This is a genomic window from Faecalibacterium prausnitzii (assembly GCF_049532945.1).
In the GTDB taxonomy this organism is placed as follows: domain Bacteria; phylum Bacillota; class Clostridia; order Oscillospirales; family Ruminococcaceae; genus Faecalibacterium; species Faecalibacterium prausnitzii_N.
Genome location: NZ_CP186691.1, coordinates 1,830,028 through 1,850,477 on the forward strand (window position 1 = coordinate 1,830,028; position 20,450 = coordinate 1,850,477).

17 protein-coding genes, 2 tRNA genes and 1 riboswitch are annotated in these 20,450 nt (G+C 58.5%); of the genes, 12 read left to right on the forward strand and 7 right to left on the reverse strand.

The genetic code is table 11. From position 1 onward, the window contains the following. Nucleotides 1-143 precede the first annotated feature (143 nt). Together ACNQFG_RS09110 and thiT are read right to left on the reverse strand one after the other, a co-directional pair. Nucleotides 144-219, reverse strand: a tRNA-Ala gene (locus tag ACNQFG_RS09110). Nucleotides 220-370: 151 nt separating this feature from the next. Beyond that, a complete protein-coding gene (gene thiT, locus ACNQFG_RS09115; protein WP_423404660.1) occupies nucleotides 371-943 on the reverse strand; it encodes an energy-coupled thiamine transporter ThiT in 573 nt (190 codons plus the stop codon). Between the two features lie 86 nt (nucleotides 944-1,029). Further along, nucleotides 1,030-1,131, reverse strand: a riboswitch (TPP riboswitch). 110 nt (nucleotides 1,132-1,241) lie between these two features. Between thiT and ACNQFG_RS09120 the strand changes: the two genes are divergently transcribed. Continuing rightward, complete coding sequence (locus ACNQFG_RS09120; protein WP_097793406.1) at nucleotides 1,242-1,490, forward strand: sporulation transcriptional regulator SpoIIID; 249 nt, start codon at nucleotides 1,242-1,244, stop codon at nucleotides 1,488-1,490. A 54-nt stretch (nucleotides 1,491-1,544) separates the two neighbouring features. On the opposite strand, the gene sigG is transcribed toward ACNQFG_RS09120, so the two are convergent. The 3 genes from sigG to ACNQFG_RS09135 form a co-directional block, all read right to left on the reverse strand. Continuing rightward, nucleotides 1,545-2,309, reverse strand: a complete 765-nt coding sequence (gene sigG, locus ACNQFG_RS09125; protein ID WP_423404661.1) for an RNA polymerase sporulation sigma factor SigG — start codon at nucleotides 2,307-2,309, stop codon at nucleotides 1,545-1,547. A gap of 82 nt (nucleotides 2,310-2,391) precedes the next feature. Next, the gene (sigK, locus tag ACNQFG_RS09130; RefSeq protein WP_423406574.1) at nucleotides 2,392-3,081 is read right to left on the reverse strand and encodes an RNA polymerase sporulation sigma factor SigK; all 690 of its coding nucleotides are present in this window, start codon (nucleotides 3,079-3,081) and stop codon (nucleotides 2,392-2,394) included. 81 nt (nucleotides 3,082-3,162) lie between these two features. Then, nucleotides 3,163-3,990 carry a sigma-E processing peptidase SpoIIGA gene (locus tag ACNQFG_RS09135; protein ID WP_423404662.1) on the reverse strand — a complete coding sequence of 276 codons (828 nt, stop codon included), beginning with the start codon at nucleotides 3,988-3,990 and terminating at the stop codon, nucleotides 3,163-3,165. A gap of 213 nt (nucleotides 3,991-4,203) precedes the next feature. Between ACNQFG_RS09135 and ACNQFG_RS09140 the strand changes: the two genes are divergently transcribed. The 6 genes from ACNQFG_RS09140 to ACNQFG_RS09165 all read left to right on the forward strand — a co-directional run bounded on the left by ACNQFG_RS09140 (nucleotide 4,204) and on the right by ACNQFG_RS09165 (nucleotide 11,152). Next, nucleotides 4,204-4,280: transfer RNA gene (locus ACNQFG_RS09140), tRNA-Asn, on the forward strand. Nucleotides 4,281-4,754: 474 nt separating this feature from the next. Next, on the forward strand, nucleotides 4,755-7,145 hold the full coding sequence (locus tag ACNQFG_RS09145; protein ID WP_423404663.1) for a peptidase domain-containing ABC transporter: 2,391 nt from the start codon (nucleotides 4,755-4,757) through the stop codon (nucleotides 7,143-7,145). A 105-nt stretch (nucleotides 7,146-7,250) separates the two neighbouring features. Continuing rightward, the gene (locus ACNQFG_RS09150; protein WP_423404664.1) at nucleotides 7,251-7,694 is read left to right on the forward strand and encodes a hypothetical protein; all 444 of its coding nucleotides are present in this window, start codon (nucleotides 7,251-7,253) and stop codon (nucleotides 7,692-7,694) included. A 353-nt stretch (nucleotides 7,695-8,047) separates the two neighbouring features. Beyond that, entirely contained in the window at nucleotides 8,048-8,503 is a 456-nt protein-coding gene (locus ACNQFG_RS09155) for a hypothetical protein (protein ID WP_423404665.1), read from the forward strand. A gap of 2 nt (nucleotides 8,504-8,505) precedes the next feature. After that, complete coding sequence (locus tag ACNQFG_RS09160; RefSeq protein WP_423404666.1) at nucleotides 8,506-9,618, forward strand: HlyD family secretion protein; 1,113 nt, start codon at nucleotides 8,506-8,508, stop codon at nucleotides 9,616-9,618. A gap of 40 nt (nucleotides 9,619-9,658) precedes the next feature. After that, nucleotides 9,659-11,152 (forward strand): Ig-like domain-containing protein, encoded by a 1,494-nt coding sequence (locus tag ACNQFG_RS09165; RefSeq protein ID WP_423404667.1) that lies wholly within the window; start codon nucleotides 9,659-9,661, stop codon nucleotides 11,150-11,152. Between the two features lie 82 nt (nucleotides 11,153-11,234). Here ACNQFG_RS09165 and ACNQFG_RS09170 read toward each other — a convergent pair whose 3' ends face one another. Beyond that, the gene (locus ACNQFG_RS09170) at nucleotides 11,235-11,753 is read right to left on the reverse strand and encodes a GNAT family N-acetyltransferase (protein ID WP_097793414.1); all 519 of its coding nucleotides are present in this window, start codon (nucleotides 11,751-11,753) and stop codon (nucleotides 11,235-11,237) included. A gap of 312 nt (nucleotides 11,754-12,065) precedes the next feature. On the opposite strand from ACNQFG_RS09170, the gene ACNQFG_RS09175 reads away from it, so the two are divergent. The 4 genes from ACNQFG_RS09175 to ACNQFG_RS09190 all read left to right on the forward strand — a co-directional run bounded on the left by ACNQFG_RS09175 (nucleotide 12,066) and on the right by ACNQFG_RS09190 (nucleotide 17,411). Then, the gene (locus ACNQFG_RS09175) at nucleotides 12,066-13,166 is read left to right on the forward strand and encodes an alpha/beta hydrolase (RefSeq protein WP_423406575.1); all 1,101 of its coding nucleotides are present in this window, start codon (nucleotides 12,066-12,068) and stop codon (nucleotides 13,164-13,166) included. A 25-nt stretch (nucleotides 13,167-13,191) separates the two neighbouring features. Further along, nucleotides 13,192-14,673, forward strand: a complete 1,482-nt coding sequence (locus ACNQFG_RS09180; protein ID WP_423404668.1) for a transglutaminase-like domain-containing protein — start codon at nucleotides 13,192-13,194, stop codon at nucleotides 14,671-14,673. Nucleotides 14,674-14,733: 60 nt separating this feature from the next. Beyond that, nucleotides 14,734-16,089 (forward strand): DNA recombination protein RmuC, encoded by a 1,356-nt coding sequence (gene rmuC / locus ACNQFG_RS09185; protein WP_423404669.1) that lies wholly within the window; start codon nucleotides 14,734-14,736, stop codon nucleotides 16,087-16,089. 140 nt (nucleotides 16,090-16,229) lie between these two features. Beyond that, the gene (locus ACNQFG_RS09190) at nucleotides 16,230-17,411 is read left to right on the forward strand and encodes an FprA family A-type flavoprotein (protein ID WP_423404670.1); all 1,182 of its coding nucleotides are present in this window, start codon (nucleotides 16,230-16,232) and stop codon (nucleotides 17,409-17,411) included. A gap of 67 nt (nucleotides 17,412-17,478) precedes the next feature. Here ACNQFG_RS09190 and ACNQFG_RS09195 read toward each other — a convergent pair whose 3' ends face one another. Then, on the reverse strand, nucleotides 17,479-18,690 hold the full coding sequence (locus ACNQFG_RS09195; RefSeq protein ID WP_423404671.1) for an MFS transporter: 1,212 nt from the start codon (nucleotides 18,688-18,690) through the stop codon (nucleotides 17,479-17,481). A 735-nt stretch (nucleotides 18,691-19,425) separates the two neighbouring features. Here ACNQFG_RS09195 and pheS point away from each other — a divergent pair. Continuing rightward, entirely contained in the window at nucleotides 19,426-20,448 is a 1,023-nt protein-coding gene (pheS, locus tag ACNQFG_RS09200) for a phenylalanine--tRNA ligase subunit alpha (protein WP_423404672.1), read from the forward strand. The last annotated feature ends 2 nt before the right edge of the window (nucleotides 20,449-20,450 follow it).

The following is a 20,450-nucleotide window of genomic DNA, read 5'->3' on the forward strand; positions in this document are numbered from 1 at the left end:
AACGATGTAACGTCAAACGTTGGGGGTGTATCGGAACCGCCTGCAAAAGCCTGAAAACGGTGCAGGCGAAGCAATGCAGCTCCCCAGAATCGGCTTCAGCAAAAAGAAAAGCACCGTACTTCAAACGAAGTACAGTGCTTTTTTGGTGGAGAATAGCGGGATCGAACCGCTGACCTCTTGCATGCCATGCAAGCGCTCTCCCAGCTGAGCTAATCCCCCAGATGTTTGGTTTCGTGTCTTGCAACGTGAGTTATTATACCAGCATGAAGGGACGCTGTCAACACTTTTTTCGAATTTCCTGCGAAGTTTTTGCAGAGAAAAGCGCCCCGGCGGGCGGTGAACCTGCCAGGGCGCGATGGTGCGTGAAAAATCAGGCTTTGGTGTACTGGCGGTCGAAGATCTGCGGGGCCACCTTGATGAGCAGCACAGCGGCCACCACGGTGAGCAGGGTCTCCGGCAGCATGTAGCTGGCGTTGTAGACCAGGCTGTAGGTCCAGGCGCTCAGGCCCTCGTTCAGGTTGCCCCAGACGAGTACGCCGGAGAGGAAGCTGCACAGGAAGCGCAGCACACCGGCCATAAAGGTGCCGAAAGCCACGCCGACCATCCGGTTCTTGAAGGGGCGGGCAAACAGCTCGGCCGTGCCCAGCGCCATAAAGGCGATGAGGTAGTCCAGCAGGACTTCGCCCAGGAAGTACAGGAAGGTGGGCGTCGGGGGTGCCCAGAAGCCCAGCAGCATTTGCAGGCAGCCGTTGACCAGGCCGGTGAACAGGCCCCACTTGACGCCATGGCGGAAGGACACCAGCACAAAGGGCAGCATGCTCAGCAGGGTGACGCTGCCGCCGTTGGGCATGGTGAAGATCTTGATGTTCGACAGCACGGTGCCGATGGCGATCATCAGCGCACCCTCCACCAGAATGCGGGTTTTGGAATAGGAATTCGACATTTTGGATTCGCTCCTCTAAAAATATAGTACACAAAAACAAAATACGCCTGCGATCAGCAGGCGTAGAGGCTTCGTTTGTGAAAGATGGAAACATTCCGCAAACTACCTACGCCGGCATTACCCGGATCAGGTTCAAGGGTACTCCGCAGTGTGCGGATCTCAGCCTTTCGGCACCCCTGTTTTTATGTCCGTTTCCCAGTATAGTCGTCCGACGCCAAAAGTCAAGCCCCGGCGGGCATATTGCGCCCCTCCGCCTCATATTTTTTACCAAGGAGTCTTGCGGAGGAGGGGACAGGGCATGAAAGTGGAACCGGAACAGCGGGCCGCACTGCTGGGGGAGTACATCGCAAAAAACAGCGCAACGGTGCGGGCCGCAGCGCGGGCGTTCGGGTGCAGCAAGTCCACCGTGCACAAGGACGTTTCGTCCCGGCTGCGGCGGGTGGACCCCGACTTGTTCCAGCGGGTGCAGGCAGTGCTGGCCCGGAACAAGGCAGAGCGGCATCTGCGCGGCGGTGCGGCCACCCGCCGGAAATACGGCAAAAAATAAGAGCGGCGGCGCATCCTTATATATAGGTTATATAAGGGTGTGCCGCTTTTGCTGCTATTTGCTGCGGAATTGTTCCAGCGCGGCCTTTTCGAGCCGGCTGACCTGTGCCTGACTGATGCCGATCTCCCGCGCCACCTCCATCTGGGTCTTGCCCTGCAGGTAGCGCAGCTCCATGATCCGCTTTTCCCGCGGGGTCAGCCCGGCCACGGTCTGCCGGAACTGCAGCCCGCTGATCCAGCTGTCCTCGCCGTCCGGGTCCCGCACCTGATCGATCACATACATCGCATCGCCGCCATCGGTGTACACCGGCTCTTCCAGACTGATCGGCTCCACCACCGATTCCAGCGCCGCCGTCACTTCGCGCCGGGCAAGGCCCGCCGCCTGCGCGATCTCGTCCATGGTCGGCTCGCGGCCAAGCTGCTTTTCCAGCATCTCCCGCGCCTGCATGGCTTTATAGGCCGTGTCCCGCAGCGACCGGCTCACCCGCAGGGCATTGTTGTCCCGCAGAAAACGCCGGATCTCGCCAATGATCATGGGCACGCCGTAGGTGGAGAAGCGCACCGGCTGGGCGGGGTCAAAATGATCGATGGCCTTGATCAGGCCGATGCACCCCACCTGAAACAGGTCGTCCAGATTTTCGCCGCGCTGGGCGAACCGCTGCACCACGCTGAGCACCAGCCGCAGGTTGCCCTCGATCATCTGCTGGCGGGCGGCGGCGTCGCCCGCATGGGCCCGCGTCAGCAGCTCCCGCTTCTGTGCTTCGGTCAGCACAGGCAGCTTTGCAGTGTTCATGCCGCACAGCTCCACTTTGTTGTACATCCGCGCCCCTCCGGTTTCGTTTTGACGTTACCGGAAGTATGGGGCGTGGGCAGGGGAATCATGCGTGGGAATTTTTGCCCGCTCAGTCCTCCAGCTTCTTTTTCAATTCCCGGATGATCCGTTTTTCCAGCCGGGAAATGTAGCTTTGGCTGATGCCCAGTGCGTCGGCGGCCTCCTTCTGGGTGCGCTCAATGCCGTCCGCCAGACCAAAGCGCAGCTCCATGATCTGCCGTTCCCGCGGGGAGAGCAGGGCTACCGACTGCCGGAGGGTGGCCCGCTCGGCACTCTGTTCGAGCCGCTGGCTGACCAGGTCTTCGTCGCTGCCGAGGATGTCGGAGAGAAGCAGCTCGTTGCCGTCGCCATCCACGTTCAGCGGTTCGTCGATGCTGGCTTCCTGACGGCGGTTGGAGCTTTTGCGTAAGTACATCAGAATTTCATTGCCGATGCAGCGGCTGGCGTAGGTGGCCAGCTTGATGCTGCGCTCCGGCGTGAAGGTGTTCACCGCCTTGATCAGCCCGATGGTGCCAATGCTGATCATGTCCTCGGCAGGCACACCGCTGCTTTCGTACTTTTTGGCAAGATACACCACCAGCCGTAGGTTGTGGGTGATCAGGTCGTCCCGCGCGGTGCGGTCGCCTGCCATCATCCGGGCGAGCAGGACTTTTTCCTGTTCCGGGGTCAGGGGCGGGGGCAGGCTGGGCGCCCCAGCAACATAGTGGGCGGCGCCGGGGCAGACGAACAGAACGTACAGCCGACGGAAAAACGATAACAGGTGATTCAACGAAAAGCCTCCTTTTTGTGGGCGGGATTCTTGGGTGCTGCCAATGAGGGCGAGACTGAGAGGTTCAACGGCTCATCGGAACGCAGCATCGGGCACAACGGCTGGCGAGAGCAACAGATCCCAGCCGCCCGGCGGAGGCGGAAGGTCACAGAAGGCTGCATAGAGCGGTTGAGCCGGAGCCGAAGCCAGTACAGCCGGGACGGCGGGCAGGATGCAGCGCCCGGACACCGTGGTGCAGGGGACGAACCGCAGGCCGAGTTCGGGCGGCGGCGGGGTGGAAGGGGCCGCGAAGTAAGCGGATAAGTAGGTGCGCAGCGGGCCGGGCAGGGCGTTCTGCACGGCGGCAAAGCGCACGAGTATGACCTCCCGGCCTGAAAGCGGTTCCTGCACCGAGAAACCGGTGTCGCAGAAGGCCCGGAGCGGGAGGGGTGTGCTGCCAATTTGCAGAGTGACGGGAAACGTCTGCCCGCCGTTCCGGCCCAGAAACCGCAGGATGCCCTGCACAGCCAGATACACGCCCCCGGCACAGACCAGCAGCAGCCCCGGCGAGAGGGGAAGGTAGATGCTGAAATTGTTGGCCTGTGCGCCGGGCAGGAGCACGGCTCCCGTCAGCGCAAAATGAAGGGCTGCGAACCATGCCAGAAGCCGCAGAAAGCACCGCCCGCCCGGAAACCCATAGCCAAGCAGGACGATGCCGGCCCCGGAGGCCAGCTGATACCCGACTGACACCGGCCACGGCAGGGCAGGGGCCAGCAGGATGAGGGAGGCTGCCGCCCCGGCCAGCGCCCCGCCTACGACCCGCCCGCCCGACGTGCTCACGCCGCACAACAGCCCCGCCGCCAGCAGAAACAGCGCAGTCGTGAGAAAGTTGACCAGCAGAAGAACATCGAGATAGATCACGGCCCGGATAAGCCCCGCCCCCTTTTGGGAGATTATAGCAGGAGGAGGACGAAAAATTTGCAGGAAACGGGGGAGGTGGACTTTCTGCGAGGCGCACAAACCCCCACCTGAAAGCTTTTTTCATAAATTTTCAAAAAAGACTTGCAAAATATAGGCAAAAGAGGTATAATCCTACTCGCAGCAGCTTTTACCGCTGTAAAGCTCTGAATACATGCCTCTTTAGCTCAGTCGGTTAGAGCACCTGACTGTTAATCAGGGTGTCGCCTGTTCGAGTCAGGCAAGAGGCGCCAACAAATCGGCGGCGGGGATCACACCTGCCGCCTTTTTCATAGATGCAGGCTGTAACTATTTTGTGACATTTTTCACACTTTCTTCAAAATTAACGGTTTCTTAAAAAATGTCCTCTTGAAGAAGATGTCACATTGTGGTATACTGCTTATAAGCTTTAGGAAATTTTCTGAAGCGTTTGGTAGATCAAAGGGTAGGTGCTCCCTTCTTTTGATAGCAGCTTGGCCTCTGCTTTGCCCTGGTTCTCCGCAGGGCAGGGCAAAGCAGAGGGCTATGCGCTGCTTTAGATGGAGCGTGACAGAACCTTATCTCCTGCGTCAAAATCTGCATCCTGTCTGCTGTCTGCGTGATGCGTACAAAGTTTTACTTGTACATTTCCGCACAATGTGCTAGAATATGGAAGGCAGTTTTGAATATTAGAACACAGAGAAGAGATCGTTTCCGAAGGTTGTCGGTCTCTTGTAAAGGAAGCATCTATGCGTTATACCTATGTCCGGCAGCACGACACCACTGACTGTGCGGCTGCCTGCCTCGCAATGGTGTGCCTCCATTACAAAAAGGAAGTTACCATCACCCGCCTGCGCGATATGATGGGTACCGACCTGAAAGGCACGAACCTTGTTGGTTTGCAGAAAGCCGCTAATGAGCTTGGCTTCAATACGGCCGCTGTCCGAGTGGACCGCGAGAATTTTCTAAGTGATTTCACACTTCCCTGCATTGCGCAGGTCATCACCGATCAGGGTCTGGCCCACTTTGTGGTCGTCTTTAAAAAGACCACCATCAAGGACGATGATGCCCGCCGCAAGCATGTGTTGAAGGAAGAAGAAAAAAAGGCTGACACTTCCAAGAAGTACAAGTGCAAGGATTACGTCGTCATCGGTGACCCTGCCAAGGACCTCGAAAAGATCAGCCTGGACGACTTCTATAAAAACTTCACCGGTGTTCTGCTGCTGATGAACCCTACCTCGGAGTTCAAGGGCGGCAAGGCAAAGAAAGCTGGCACCAGCATCAACGGCACCAGCACCGATGCAAACGCCAAGGGGAATAAGAACACCGGCAAGTACCACATGCTCAAGCGGTATTTCGACCTGCTCTGGCCCCAGAAAAAACTTTTTATTTATGCAATCCTCTGTTCGGTGATCCTTACGGTCATTGGCATCGTCTCTACAGTGTTCAACAAAGCACTGATGGATGAGGTGCTTCCGTATGGGTTGAAGAACTTACTCATCACCCTGATCCTCGTGTTCAGCGTGGTCAACCTCACGAGCAACCTGCTCAGCACGGTTCGCGAGTGGATCTTGATCTTCCTGTCCATCCGGATCGACATTCCGCTGATGCTGGGCTACTTCGAGCATGTGTACAAACTGCCGATGAAGTTCTTTGCCACCCGCAAGACTGGTGATATCACCACCCGTTATTCGGATGCAAACACCATCAAATCGGTCCTGACCAACATCGCGATGACCATCGTGATGGACGTGGTGATGGCCGTAGGCGTTGGCATCGTACTGTTCCGGATGAACTCCTCGCTGTTCTCGCTCACCCTGTTCAGCACCGCGCTGAGCCTGCTCCTCGTCATCATCTTCAAGCAGCCGTACAAGCGGATCAATGAAGAGACGATGCAGCAGTCCGCAATGCTGAACAGCCAGATGATCGAAAGCCTGCGCGGCATTGAGACGGTCAAGTGCAATGCCTGCGAAGACCGCGAGCTGGAAGCTCTGGAACGCGAGTACATCAAGAGCCTGAAGATCAGCCTGCGCTCCAGCAAGATCAGCACCGGCCAGTCTCTGGTGTCGATGGTGATCTCCACCCTGCTGAATATGGTGACCACTTACGTGGGCATCATGCAGGTGTTGAACGGTGAGCTGACACTGGGCGGCTATATGGCCTTCAGCACGCTGTCCTCTTACTTTACTTCCCCGCTGAGCAACCTGATCTCGATGCAGATGTCGATTCAGGAAGCCGATATCTCCATGAAACGTCTGACCGAGATCATGGATTATGAATCGGAACAGGCCGAAGATGAAGAGCACACCGAGATGGAACAGATCGAAGGCGATATCGAGTTCAAGGATGTCACTTTCCGTTATGGCAACCGCAGCCCCGCACTGAACCACATCTCCTTCACCATCCCGCAGGGACAGAAGGTCGCGCTGGTGGGCAGCAGCGGCAGCGGCAAATCCACGATCACCAAGCTTCTGCTCAAGTATTATGAGCCGGAGAGCGGCGAAATTGATGTGAACGGTATCAACCTCAATGAGTATACCAACGCATCGGTACGTCGTGCAATTTCTTATGTGCCGCAGAATGTTGAGCTGTTCAGCAAGACTCTGTTTGAGAATATCCGGATCTCGCGTCCGGAAGCTACCCTTGAGCAGGTCAAGGACGCTGCCAAGAAGGCAGATGCTCACGACTTTATCCGTCATCTGCCCTTGCAGTATAACACCTATCTGGAGGAAGCAGGCAACGGCCTGTCCGGCGGTGAAAAGCAGCGCATTGCGCTGGCACGCGCTTTCCTGAAAGATTCCAACCTCTACATTCTGGATGAATCCACCAGTAATCTGGACTTTGGCACAGAGAATACCATTTTTGATATGATCTACAACCAGCTGGCTGACAAGTCGATGCTCATCGTGGCACACCGCCTGTCCACCGTTCGTGACTGTGACCAGATCTTGGTCATGGATCACGGCGAGATCGTGGAGCGCGGCACACACGATGAACTGCTGGCAAAACAGGGCAAGTATTACGAGCTTTGGAACTTGCAGCAGGGCATCTTCCGCCGCAAGAAGGAAGAGCCGAAACCCATTGCTCACGCCGCAGTGGTCGAGGAAGACGACGACGGCGGTGAGGCGATCACTTATTAAGTTGCAATCGAGTGCGCACTCGATTACATAAAAATGGCTTTGGATGGTTGCGCAGCCTGAAGAAGTCCTAAATTCGATTCAATCATTTGAAGGGAGAAATTCATTATGATGATGCCTGCAAACTTCTCTGCTGTTGCAGAAAACGAGATGACCTACGTTGTTGGTGGTGGCGTGATCGAGGCTATCGGCGCTGTTACCGCTCCGATCTGGACTCTTGACAACGTCAAGACCTTCAACACCAACATTGTGACCATCGTTGGTAACGCTAAGCTCCAGAACGTTGTGAACAAGACTCTGGGCTATGTCTTCAGCGGCGATGCTAACTGGAAGCAGCTGGGCCAGAACCTGAAGGGTCTGTTCGTTGCTGCGAACGGCCACTTCGGCGATTCTTTTGCTACCACTCTGGGCACTGCTGCTGCTGTCTACAACCTGGGCACTGCTACTGTTGCTAACAAGGCTGGCGACACTGTTCTGTTCAAGGGTCCTGCCGATAAGAAGGCATACAAGGGCAGCTTCAACGGTAAGGATTTCTTCATCACCGAGGCCTAATCTTAGCTGAATAGTTGGTGTATTTCATTCGCACCGCCCTACATTGTAGGCGGGGCTGATGATAATGCCTCGTAATGGTGTGCCAGGAGGCGTAAGCCTTCTGGCACACCTTATTTTTATAATGTCACTTATTATATCCCCTTGAAAAGCGTGGATGCAGACGGTCTGTCTGCGGCACCGGAGGGGTGTAATAGGTGATCGTGTGTGGAAAATAAGAAGCAAAAAGGAGAGGTGTCACCGCAGGTGACGGAGAGGTTGTACAACGGCAGACCTTCCGGCCAAAATGAAGCCCCGATCTATTTTCCATAGACGATGACCTATTGCAAAATCTAAAGAAACAGGTGGACGATACCATGAGAGAAATTCAAGTTGCAGAACACAAGACCCTGAAGCTCACCAATGTGCTGTCGCGCAAGGTGGAAGTTGAGGATATGGGCAATCTGGCCATTGTGCTGACCCAGATGCACAACTTTATCCGCAGCCATGACGCCATGCCGGTTGGCCCCATCGTGCAGTGCGTGAAGATGCGCAAGGGCCCCAACCCCACGGCGGAGATCTACTTCATGCAGCAGGTCAACCAGCTGATCCCCCGGCTGGACCCTGGCTACCAGATGGACGCTCTGCTGCGGGTGCGCAACTGCCTGTATGCCCACTACACCGGCCCCATGAGCTACAGCAACCTCGCCAGCCAGAAACTGGATATCTATGCGTTCGAGCATGAGATCGAGACGACCGGCGATTCGTACAGCGTCTATGTCAATCAGGACGACGACAACGGTGTGCTCGACGTCTTTATGGAGACCAAGTAATTATGACGATTAAAGTTCAGAACCTTTCGGATCTGCAGGATCGCCGCATCATGATGGAAAAGCGTGTGCCGCCCTTTGGCTACGCGATGATCCTTCTGGTGGCGGGCCTGCTGGTCTTCCTGACCATCTGGAGCACCCAGAACTACCGCACCTACGTCAGCCAGTCGACCGGCACCGTGCAGGCCAGCAATAAAACCTATATCATGTCCAGTTATTCCGGCTCCATTACCGAGCTCAACATCTCGGAGGGCAGCTATGTGAACGAGGGCGACCTCGTGGCCCACATCAAGAGCACGGATATCGACATGCAGCAGGACAGCTACAAGAGCCAGCTGGAGATCTATCAGAAGCAGAAGGCACAGTATGAAAAGCTGCTGAAGTCCATTCAGGACGATACGAACTATTTCAGCGAGACCGACCTGGACGACCAGCCCTATTATTACCAGTATGAGAGCTACAAGAGCCAGGTGCAGCAGAAGGCCTTTGACGCTTCGCCCTATCAGGCGGCGGGCTACTCCGACGAGCAGATCAAGGCCCTGATGGAGCAGAACCAGAGCGAGATCGAGGCGCTGTACTACTCCACGCTGCAGTCCATCACCAGCAACCTGACCAGTGTGCAGACTAACATCGACAACATTCAGGCCCAGCTGGATACGCTGGCAAGCGGTGCGAACGATTACTACATCTATGCGCCCACGTCCGGCGTCATCCACATGGACACCCCCTATAAGGTGGGCATGGTGCTGAGCGCCGGTTCGGCACTGGCCACCGTGGCCAGCGAGAACAGCGATCAGGAGATCGTGGCGGCCCTGACCGTCAGCGACCGGCCGCTCATCAATGTGGGCGACCCCTGCAAGATCGCCATCACTGGCCTGTCGGAGTATTCCTACGGCAACCTGACCGGCACGGTGACTTCCATTGACAGCGATGTGACCTCCACCGAGTCCGGCTCGTACTACAAGATGACCATCAAGCCCAACAGCACCTACGTGGTGAGCAACAGCGGCGACAAGGTCGATCTGGCCAACGGCATGAGCGTGACCGCCCGTGTCGAGTACGACAAGCTGACTTACTTTGAATATGTCATGGAGGCCCTGGGCGTTTTGTTCCGTTAAACAGCGTCCGCAAACTCAACGCCCAAAGAGGTACGATAGAATGAAACTGAACCCGAAACAGCTGGCCGTAAGCGCCGCCCTGCTGGGCCTGTTGGCCGCAGGCGCAGCGCTGCCCGCAGCCGCAGCCAGCCCCATTTCTGCCCCGGCTGCCATCACCTTCCCGTGGAGCCCTGTGGCGGCCGAGAGCGTGGAAACAGGGGACTATGCCCCCACCATGACCGTGGGCACGGCCCAGCAGCTTTCGCCGGTGGTCCAGCCGCAGAAAGCCGCCAGCCGCAACGGCGTGAGCTACGTTTCCGATAACCCGAACATCGTTTCGGTCGGGGAGGACGGCGTGGCGCAGGCGGTGGGTCTGGGCACGGCGAACATCACGGCCACCTGTGGCGATGTCAGCTGCACCTATACCATCACCACCCAGCCCGACAGCACGATGATCGCGACCGAGATGGACATCACGCTGGCGTCCAGCACCATTGCCGTGGGCGACACCACGTCGCTCTCGCTGGCGGTGCTGCCCACCACGGCAGCAAATTATATCAGTGTCTCGCTGAGTTCCTCCGATCCCGGCGTGGCCACTGTGAACAATTTCGGCAAAGTGACCGGCGTGGCCCCCGGCAAGGCGACCATCACGGCCACCGCCGGAGATGTGACCTGCTCGGCGACCGTGACCGTTGTGGCAGCCTCCTCCAGCTCGGCGTCCACCGGCCCGGTGGAGTCCATCTCCCTGAACACGAACTACATCGTGCTCAAGCCGGGGGCTTCCAGCACCATCACCGGTTCGGTGGCACCGTCTTCGGCCTCCCAGAAGCTGACCTTTACCAGCAAGGATAAAAAGATCGCCACCGTGAACGGAAGCGGCGTCGTGACCGGCGTTGCCACCGGCGCGACCTCCATCATCGTCTCCAACGGCAAGGTCTCTTCGTCGGTGACGGTCATCGTCAACCGCACGGCGTCTGCGTCCAGCAGCGGCACGGACAGCACCGGGGAGGGGACGGCTCCGGCGGAGACCGACCCCATCGTGGCCTCCATCGAGAATGCGGCTTCCGATACCATCTCCTACCCGCAGAGTCAGGTCCCGGTGCTGACCACCGCGATGCTGAACGCCCTGCGCACCACGGGCCGCACCCTCGTGCTAGAAGCGGAGGACTACACCCTGACCGTGGACGGCTCCACCATCCGCAACACCACCAGCGAGGTGAACACCGCGCTGACCTTTGCGCCCGACGAGTACGGTCTGCGCTTCACCCTGAACGAGGGCGAGGACATGCCCTGCGGCGTGACCATCACCATGACCGGCGAAAATGCCGGGTACAGCCGCCTGTACCTGCACAACGCCGTGAGCGGGAAGTGGCAGTTCCTCAACAGCTACAAGGACGGCGTGGCACATGCCGACGTGGCGGGCGAGTATCTGCTGACCAACCAGAATCTGCGCTTCACCAGCATCAACTGGACCTTCTTCATCGGCGCAGGCATCCTTGTGGTGGCCTGCCTCATCGCGTATGTCGCGGTCAAGAAGCGGTACTGGTTCTGGTAATTCCGCAGGCAATCAAAACAGAAAACGCAAAAAGCGATGGCCGTTTCGAGCCATCGCTTTTTTTGCGTTGAAGAGTTTTGCCTTAGAGTTTGAAATACCCCGCCGGTTCATCGTCCTGGCTGCGGTGTTCCATCAAAAAGGTATCGAGCCAGCGGCCATGGCAATCCCGCGCGATGCGCTCGCGGCGGCCCACCAGGCGGAACCCGCATTTCAGGTGCAGGCCTTTGGACGCTGCGTTGTCCTGCAAGACCGTGGATTGCAGCGTCCAGTAACCGGCCGCTTCGGCCTGCTGGCAGAGGGTGGTGAGCAGGTGATACCCCAGCCCTCGGCCCCGGAACCGTTCGCCGATGTAGATGCTGACCTCGGCCACGCCCCGGTAGCACCAGCGGGGGTCGACCCGGTGCAGGGCCGTCCAGCCCGCCAGGACGCCATCGTCCTCCACCACAAGGCGGCATTCTTTGATGTGGGAGGCATCCCACGCGGGATAGGGCGGGCAGTCGGTCTGGAAGGTGGCGTGCTCGGTGGCGATGCCTTCCAGATAGATCTTGGATACTGCCGGCCAATCTTCCGGCGTCATGGGCCGGACTGTGATCTTATTCATACGTTCCCCTGAACGGAGCCGCAATGCTCCGCGATTCCTCAAAAATTCTTCCGATTCTTTCAGTATAGCAGACTTTCCGGCAAAGTACAATGTTTTTAGCCGGAAACTGCACGCTTGCCCGGCAGTTGGCCGCCGGGCGCGGTGGCTTTGGGCAGGAGGTGGTCTTTTTTTATCCGAGATACCTTTTCGAAAACGGTCGGTTGTGCTACAATAGAAGAAAATTCCAGCTGTTTTCGCTCGTGCAGAGCATGATGACAGCCCGGTTGGAGGAGACGTGCGCTCCGGGCCGGGGCAGCGTAAAGGAGAGTGCCGATGAAAAACATCCTGAGACGGCTGGCCGTGCTGTTCTGCCTGATGCTGGCACTGGCCCTGCCCGCCTTTGCCGAAGGGGAAAAAGGCGAAGCCAACATCACCCCGCAGACCACGATGAAGGAACTGCGCGAAAACCCCAGCATCAAGGGGTCGGGCATTTACACCTATGTATATGTCTGGGAGCGGGATTGTGGACTGCTGAAAAACAGCAAAGACAACGATACGATGCTGGATGTGATCGGAAAAGAATCCATCAACAGCTGTGTGGCTGGGATGAACTTTCTGATCGACACGTATAATACAGGAACACAAATTACGTACAAACTCTATACGCCGGAAGAAATTGCAGAGGACAAGACGCGCGACCATGCGGAACTCTATTATTTCCCGGCAGATAAGCCCAATGCAAAATATGCGGTCGTGCTTTCGGGCAACGCTCTGTTTTACAGCGGCGAGATGCGGGGCGGTGTTTCCACTGCATGGGAACTGCATCAAAAAGGATATGCGGTATTTGCACTTCGGTATCGGATCGGAAGTGAAGCAAAGGACAACGCACCGATTCAGGACCTTGGCCGTGCGATTCAACTGATTACGGCCAACGCAGAAAAATTCGGGGTCCAGACGGAAGATTATGCGCTGCTGGGATATTCTTCCGGTGGTCAGATTGCGGGCGTATTCTGCGGGCAAGAAGTGGGATATCCTCGTTACAATGTGCCTCGGCCCGGCGTACTGCTGTTGGCGTATCCGATCAATAATTTCTATGAAGCAAAACCGATTTACCGTTGGCTGATCGATACGTATTCGGAAGATCTGCGCTACTACGATTATAATATTTCCGGCTGTGTGACACCGGATTTTCCGCCAACATATTTCTGGTATGGGTTGAATGACATTTTGTTGATGGCCTTCAATTATTATGAGCAGGGCCCGGCACTTCAAAAAGCACTGGCGAGAAATGGTGTTCCGTACCACGAAAGTGTGTACAAACGTGCGTTCCACGGTATTGGCATAGCAGAGGGAACGGATGCAGAAGGCTGGCTCAACGATGCCGCCGCCTTCTGGGAAGAGCAGACCGCGCAGGCGCAGCAGCCTGCCGCATAAGGATCAAGAAAGGAAGCGTTGTAGGATGAAGAACTGGAACGAGACGTTCCGCAGCCTGAATGTGGGCCTGCCGGACGATGTGGAGCGGCTGAAAGCCGCCGGGTACTATCAGGAGGCCATCGAGCGGATCGACGCCTATCTGGCCGAGGACTGGACGGTGACCCAGAACAGCCCCCGCAGCCAGGGCGCGGAACCGGTGGGAGAGGAGCTGCCCCAGAACCCCACGCCCCACGGTGTGGAGGCCTTGCGGGATGCGATGCTGGCCCAGCGGGAGATCATGCGCCGCATCCCGGCAGAATACTGCTACACCGAGGACGAAGCCGTGGCCCGGATGCAGGGGATGGTGCGGGACTTCACGCGCGAGGAGTTCCGGCTTCTCGTGAAGGAGGGCCGGGTGGACTGGCGGTTCGTGGAAGGGGAGAAGCACTACCTCGACCGCTTTGCCGAAACGCTGCTGGCGACCCATGCCGACCTCGCCGCCCGCCAGATCGACCCGCCTGCCCCCGGCACTTCGGCGCGGGAGTTCCGCAACCGCCAGCATGAACAGATGGAGCGGGACGGCCAGGCAAGCGCCCGCATCACCCTGAAGACCAGCGTTGGCATGTCGGACGAAGCCTTTGCCGCCGCACTGGCCGAGGTGAAGGCGGAGGGGCGGAACAGTGTGCATGTCCGCGCCTGGCTGCCAATCCCGGCCGCCTGCCTTTCCCAGAGCGAGATCGAGCTGCTGGACTGCACCGAGCCGCCTGCCCGTATCGCGGACGAGAACGCGCCTCAGCGGACGGTCTTCTGGGAGGCAGACCTCACCGAGAACCGCCGCTTTGGGGTGGAGTACCGCTACCGGACCACGGCCGTCTACACAGACCCGATGGACATCCGGCCGGATGCACAGCAGCCGACCTTTGACACCGGCGAGGAAGCGCCGCACATCGTCTTCACGCCCTATCTGCGGGCGCTGGCCCACCAGTTGACCGACGGCATCACCGACCCGGCGGAAAAGGCAAAACGCATCTACGATTACGTCACCCTGAACGTGCGCTACCACTATCAGCCCGCCTACTTCGTGCAGGAGTGCCTGCCCGACCAGTGCGCCCGGAACCGCCGGGGCGACTGCGGCATCATGGCGCTGACCTTCATCACCCTCTGCCGTCTGGTGGGCATCCCGGCCCAGTGGCAGAGCGGCCTGTCCGTCTCGCTCACAGGTGTGGGCTGCCACGACTGGGCTATGTTCTACATCGCGCCCAAGGGCTGGATGTATGCGGATTGCTCGTTTGGTGCGTCGATGGCGCGGCAGGGCGATGAAAAGATGCGTCGCCACTACTTCGGCAGTCTGGACACCGGGCGGATGGTGGCGAACCGCGCTTTCGAGGCCCCCTTCGACCCGCCCATGACCGGCTTCCGCTCCGACCCCTACGACAACCAGTCCGGCGAATGCGAGGTGGACGGCGTGGGCCTGTACGGCGATGCCCTTGACACCCGCAAGGAACTTGTGAACTACGAATTACTGTAAAAAAACACCGGGCCCTGCCTTCTGCGGGACCCGGATTTTGATGATAGGAGAAAACCATTTATGGAATATCTGGCAGGACTTTACACCCTTCTGCTGGTCGTCATCTGCCTGGAACTGGCCGTGGTGCTCTGGCGCACCGGCAAAAAGCAGGGCGGTGCACCGGATCACGACGAGCTCAAGCTCTGGATGCAGCAGCAGCTGGATGCGCAGGCTAAGGAGTTTGCGGCCAGGCAGTCGGCCCTCGCCGAGCAGAATCACATCGCCCTGCGCAGTGTCAGCGAGACGCTGCAGACTGCGGTGCAGAACATGAGCACGACGCTGGCACAGGGGCAGGACAGCCAGCAGCAGCTTCTGGAACGCCGTCTGCGTTCGCTGGAAGCATCCAATACCCAGAAGCTGGAAGAGATGCGCCGCACCCTTGCCGAGGGCATGACTGCCCTGCAGGCCCAGAACGCCCAGAAGCTGGACGAGATCCGCCATACGGTGGACGAACAGCTGCAGGATGCATTGCAGAAGCGGGTGACCGAAAGCTTCAAGGCGGTGAACGACCAGCTGGAACAGGTGTACAAGGGTCTTGGCGAAATGCAGAACCTTGCCGCTGATGTGGGCGGGCTGAAACAGGTGCTTTCCGGTGTGAAGACCCGCGGTATTCTGGGTGAGATCCAGCTGGGAGCCATTCTGGAAGAGATCCTTGCCCCGGAACAGTACGACACCAACGTGGCCACCATTCCGGGCAGCACCCAGCGGGTGGAGTACGCCATCCGGATGCCCGGCGCGGACGGCGGCACGGTGTGGCTGCCCATCGACTCCAAGTTCCCCGGCGACACCTATGCCCATTTACAGGATGCGCAGGCATCCGGCGACGCACAGGCCGTGGAGAACGCCCGCCACGCACTGGAGCTGGTGCTGCGGGCCGAGGCCAAGGACATCCGGGAAAAATATGTGGAGCCGCCCTACACCACGGCGTTCGGCATCCTGTTCCTGCCCTTCGAGGGTTTGTATGCCGAGGTGGTGAACGCGGGCCTGCTGGAAGTGCTGCAGCGGGACTATCAGGTGAACATTGCAGGCCCCAGCACCATGGCAGCGCTGCTCAACAGCCTGCAGATGGGCTTCAAGACCCTTGCCATCCAGAAGCGCTCCGGTGAGGTATGGCAGCTGCTGGGTGCGGTGAAGACCGAATTTGACAAGTTCGGGCAGGGACTTTCCAAGATGCAGCAGCGCCTGCGCCAGACCGACGAAGAGCTGGATAATCTCATTGGCGTGCGCAGCCGTGCCATCAGTCGGAAACTGCGCAGCGTCCAGAGCCTCGATGAGGCCGCAGCGGCCACCCTGCTGGAGCTGGACGCCCCGCTCCGTCCGCTTTCCGGCGGGCAGCTCCCCCAGAGCGGGAGCCAGTGGCAGGACGGCGAACTCTGAGCTGGGCAAAAAAGCAGGAGGTGACGGAGAGGGATAAGCGGCTTGCAAAATGAGAACCCTTGTGTTATAATAGGAAAAGTTCTTGGTAAATATTTCCGGTTCGCCGGAACAGCGATACAACAGAAAAGAGGATGTCTGTTATGAGCGTAAACAAGATCAGTGAAGCCATTTTGGGCGTTGGCGTGGATGATACCACCATCGACCTGTTCGAGAGCCAGTATCCGGTGCCCACCGGCGTGAGCTATAATTCCTATGTCATTCTGGACGAAAAGACCGCCGTTCTGGACACGGTGGATGCCCGCGCCACCGAGCCGTGGCTGGAAAATCTGGCCGAGGCCCTGAACGGCACCCAGCCCGACTACCTCATCGTCTCCCACATGGAGCCGGACCACGGTGCCAACATTGCAAAGCTGGCGGCACTCTATCCTGAGATGCAGGTGGTGGGCAACGCCAAGACTTTCCTGTATATGGATCAGTTCTTTGGTGCTGATGCTGTGGCAAAGGAGCGCCGCGTGGTGGTGAAGGACGGCGAGAGCCTGAGCCTTGGCACCCACACCCTGACCTTTGTGTTTGCCCCCATGGTGCACTGGCCGGAGGTCATGGTCAGCTATGAATCCACCGAAAAGGTGCTGTTCTCCGCGGATGGCTTCGGCCGCTTTGGTGCTGTGGCAAAGTTTGACGAAAAGGCCGACTGGGCCAGCGAAGCCCGCCGCTACTACCTGAACATCGTGGGGAAATACGGCCCGCAGGTGCAGGCACTGCTGAAAAAGGCCGCGGCTCTGGACATCCAGACCATCTGCCCGCTGCACGGCCCGGTGCTGACCGGCGATCTGGGCAAGTATCTGAACTACTACGACATCTGGTCCAGCTACAAGCCCGAGGAGCCGGAAAAAATCCTTGTGGCAAGTGCTTCCATCCACGGCCACACCCGTGCAGCAGCCCACCTCATGGCCGAAAAGCTGCGTGCAAAGGGCGCAAAGGTCGTGGAGATGGACCTGACCCGCACCGATGTGTCCTATGCCGTTACAGAAGCCTTCCGCTGCGGAAAGATCGTGCTGGCCTGCGCCACCTACGACGGCTTCCTCTTCCCGCCGATGGAGAATCTGCTGACCCACCTCAAGACCAAGAGCTTCCAGAACCGCACGGTGGGTCTGATGGAGAATGGCACATGGGCACCCATGGCCGCAAAGCTCATGCGCGCCGAGCTGGAAAGCATGAAGAACATCGCCGTGTGTGAGAACGTCGTTACCATCCGTTCGGCAGTCAGTGCCGCATCGGAGGCACAGATGGAGCAGCTGGCGGAAGAGCTGATTGCAAAATAAGAAATACACAGCAAAAACAAGGGCCCGGCACCGGAAGTGTCGGGTCCTTGCTCTTTCTCTTGTTCTCTTATCGCTTCTTCTGCCCCAGAAGCACCAGTCCGCTCACGGCGACAAGGCCGCCGAGGAGGGCGAGACCGGCACCGGCCTGACCGAAGGCGTCACCGACCGCACCGACGAGGGGGCTGGCGGGGATCATGAGCAGGCTGTAGGCCATGCTGTCCACGCTGATGAGGGTGGCGCGCTGGTCGCTGGGGATGGCGTCGTTGAGCTGCTGGCTTTCATGCAGGAGGTAGACCTCCAAAACGCCTTGCACCAGCATCATGCCGAAGATGCCGCCCCAGGCAGGTGCGGTGCCCACCAGAAGGGTGCCCGCACCGCAGAGCAGGGCACAGACGGCGTAGAACCGCCGCATGGAGCGGAACCGGACCCGGCGTCCGGCCTCGGTGCCGAGGACGCAGGCGATGCCGCCCAGCAGCAGGGGAAGGAACAGCACTTCGGTGGGCCAGCCCAGCTCAATGAGACGCTGCTGCAAAAACATCTTGGTCAGGTAGCTGGGTACCGAGATGATCGCACTGGATACGATGAGCTTCGCGGCCAGCGGGCAGGTGCGCAGAACATGCAGACTGTCCTGCACGAGCTGGGTGAACTGACCGGGCAGGTCGTGCAGGGATTGCCGGGCCCGGTTGGCCTGCGCTGCCGTGACGATGGGTTCGTTCATCCATCGGCAGGCGAGGGTGGAGACGCCCTCGAACAGGGCGCTGAGCAGATAAAAGCCTGCAAAGCCGAGGAACCGCTGGACCGTGCTGGCCAGCGAACCCAGCGCACTGGCCAGCATGGAGATCTGGGAACTGTTGGCGGAGATCTGAAGGTATTCGTCCTCGCGGTCTTCCGTCTTGAGGCTGTCGTAGACAAGGGCCGTGAAGGTGCCGGAGAACAGGGTACCGTACAGCGCGTTCAGCGCCATTGCGAAGCAGATGGCAAACAGGTTCGGTGCAAACGCCATCAGCAGGTTGGAGGTGACGGCCAGCACACCGCCGGACACAAGGGCTTTTTTGCGGCCCAGCAGATCTGCCGCCATGCCGCTGGGCACTTCGCACAGCAGGCTGACGATATGGAAAACACTTTCGGCCAGGCCGATCTCCCACAGGGAGAACCCCCGCGCGGCCAGCAGCGCGACCCACACAGCGTCGGTGATCCGCAGGCCGGAGAAGAAGTCGGCCGTATACACACAGCCAAGCTGCCGCTTGATGTTGAGCGTTGATCTTTTGTTTGATTTCATGGAAAGCACCTTTCATTTTTACAAGATGAAACAGTGCCCATCCTTAGAGTCTCTTTGTACAACCTCTCCGTCACCTTCGGTGACACCTCTCCTGGTAGGAGAGGCCTTGGCATTGCGCAAACTCCATCTTTCCCCCTTCGGGGGAGCTGGCTGCACAGCAGACTGAGAGGGTGATTCCTAAAAATGGGCGCACTTCGAGCCGGAAATGCTTAAGGGTTTCCTTTTTTGAAGAAAACGCAGCCGTTCCAACCCATGTGGGTGCACCCTCCTTCCAGTAAAACGTTGCGCTCAGCATACCATATCCCGGCGGAAAACACAAGCGAAAAACGGAAAATTGCCATAAAATCCGCTTCTGCGCTTGCAAACCGCGCCGAAATGTGGTAAGATGATTTCTGGTTATGAAAACCTGATATGCAAAAACGCAGCGACGGAGAAAGTACGTGCAGTGTGTCCGGCAAAGAGAGAAGCTTCACCGGCTGAGAGGGCTTCCGAGAGAGACGTGCACCGAAGTTCGCTCCTGAGCGGCCCGCGTGAACGGCTGAAGACAGCCTGCTAGTGCGGGACGGTGCGCCCCGTTACGGCGTTTGAGCGCCGCTCCTTATAAAAAAGAGCGGAAACCGGGTGGTACCGCGGAGTAAAGTTTACAGCTTCGTCCCCTTTGCCGAAAGGCAGAGTGGGGCGGAGCTTTTTTGTTACCCGCTGAACAAGAAGAAAACCGAGAAGGAGAGAACATCCATGCAAGCAATGATCGACGAGCTGGCAAAACAGGCCGCTGAAAGCCTTGGTCAGGTGTCCGGCAAGGAAACGCTGGCCTCCTTCTGGCAGGAGTACCTCAGCAAAAACGGCAAGATCCCTGCCCTGATGAAGAACCTGCGCACCGTTGCGCCGGAAGAGCGCCCCGCTATGGGCAAGATCATCAATGAACTCAAGGCAAAGGTTCAGGCAGATTACGACGCTGCCGCTGCCAAGGTGAAGGAAGCCGAGCTGGCCGCCCGCAACGCCGCCGAGACGGTGGATATCACGCTGCCCGCCAAGACCCGCCCCATGGGCGGCCTGCACCCGCTGACCCTGATCACCAACCAGATCATCGACGTGTTCTCCGGCATGGGCTTCTCGGTGGGGTACTCCCCGGAGATCGAGGACGATGACCACAACTTTACCCGCCTGAACGTGCCCAAGGATCACCCGGCTCGCGATATGCAGGATACCTTCTACCTGTCCGATGAGTTCCTGCTGCGTACCCAGACTTCCGGCGGCCAGATCCGCACCATGGACGTTCAGAAGCCGCCCATCAAGATCCTGATGCCCGGCCGTGTGTTCCGCTCCGACTCCGATGCCACCCACAGCCCCATGTTCCACCAGATGGAAGGTCTGGTCGTGGATAAGGGCATCACGCTGGGCGACCTGCAGGGCGCACTGAATACCTTCGTGCAGAAGCTGTTCGGCGCTGACACCCGCACCCGCCTGCGTCCCTCCTACTTCCCGTTCACCGAGCCCAGCGTGGAGGTGGACGTGAGCTGCTTCGAGTGCCACGGTAAGGGATGCCCGCTGTGCAAGCACACCGGCTGGATCGAGGTGCTGGGCGGCGGCGTCGTCAACCGCAAGGTGCTGGAGAACTGCAATATCGACCCGGACGAGTATTCCGGCTTCGCCTTCGGCATCGGCATCGAGCGTATCGCCATGCTGAAGTATGGCATCAACAACATCGGCCTGATGTTCGAGAACAACCTGCAGTTCCTCAAGCAGTTCCACGAATAAGA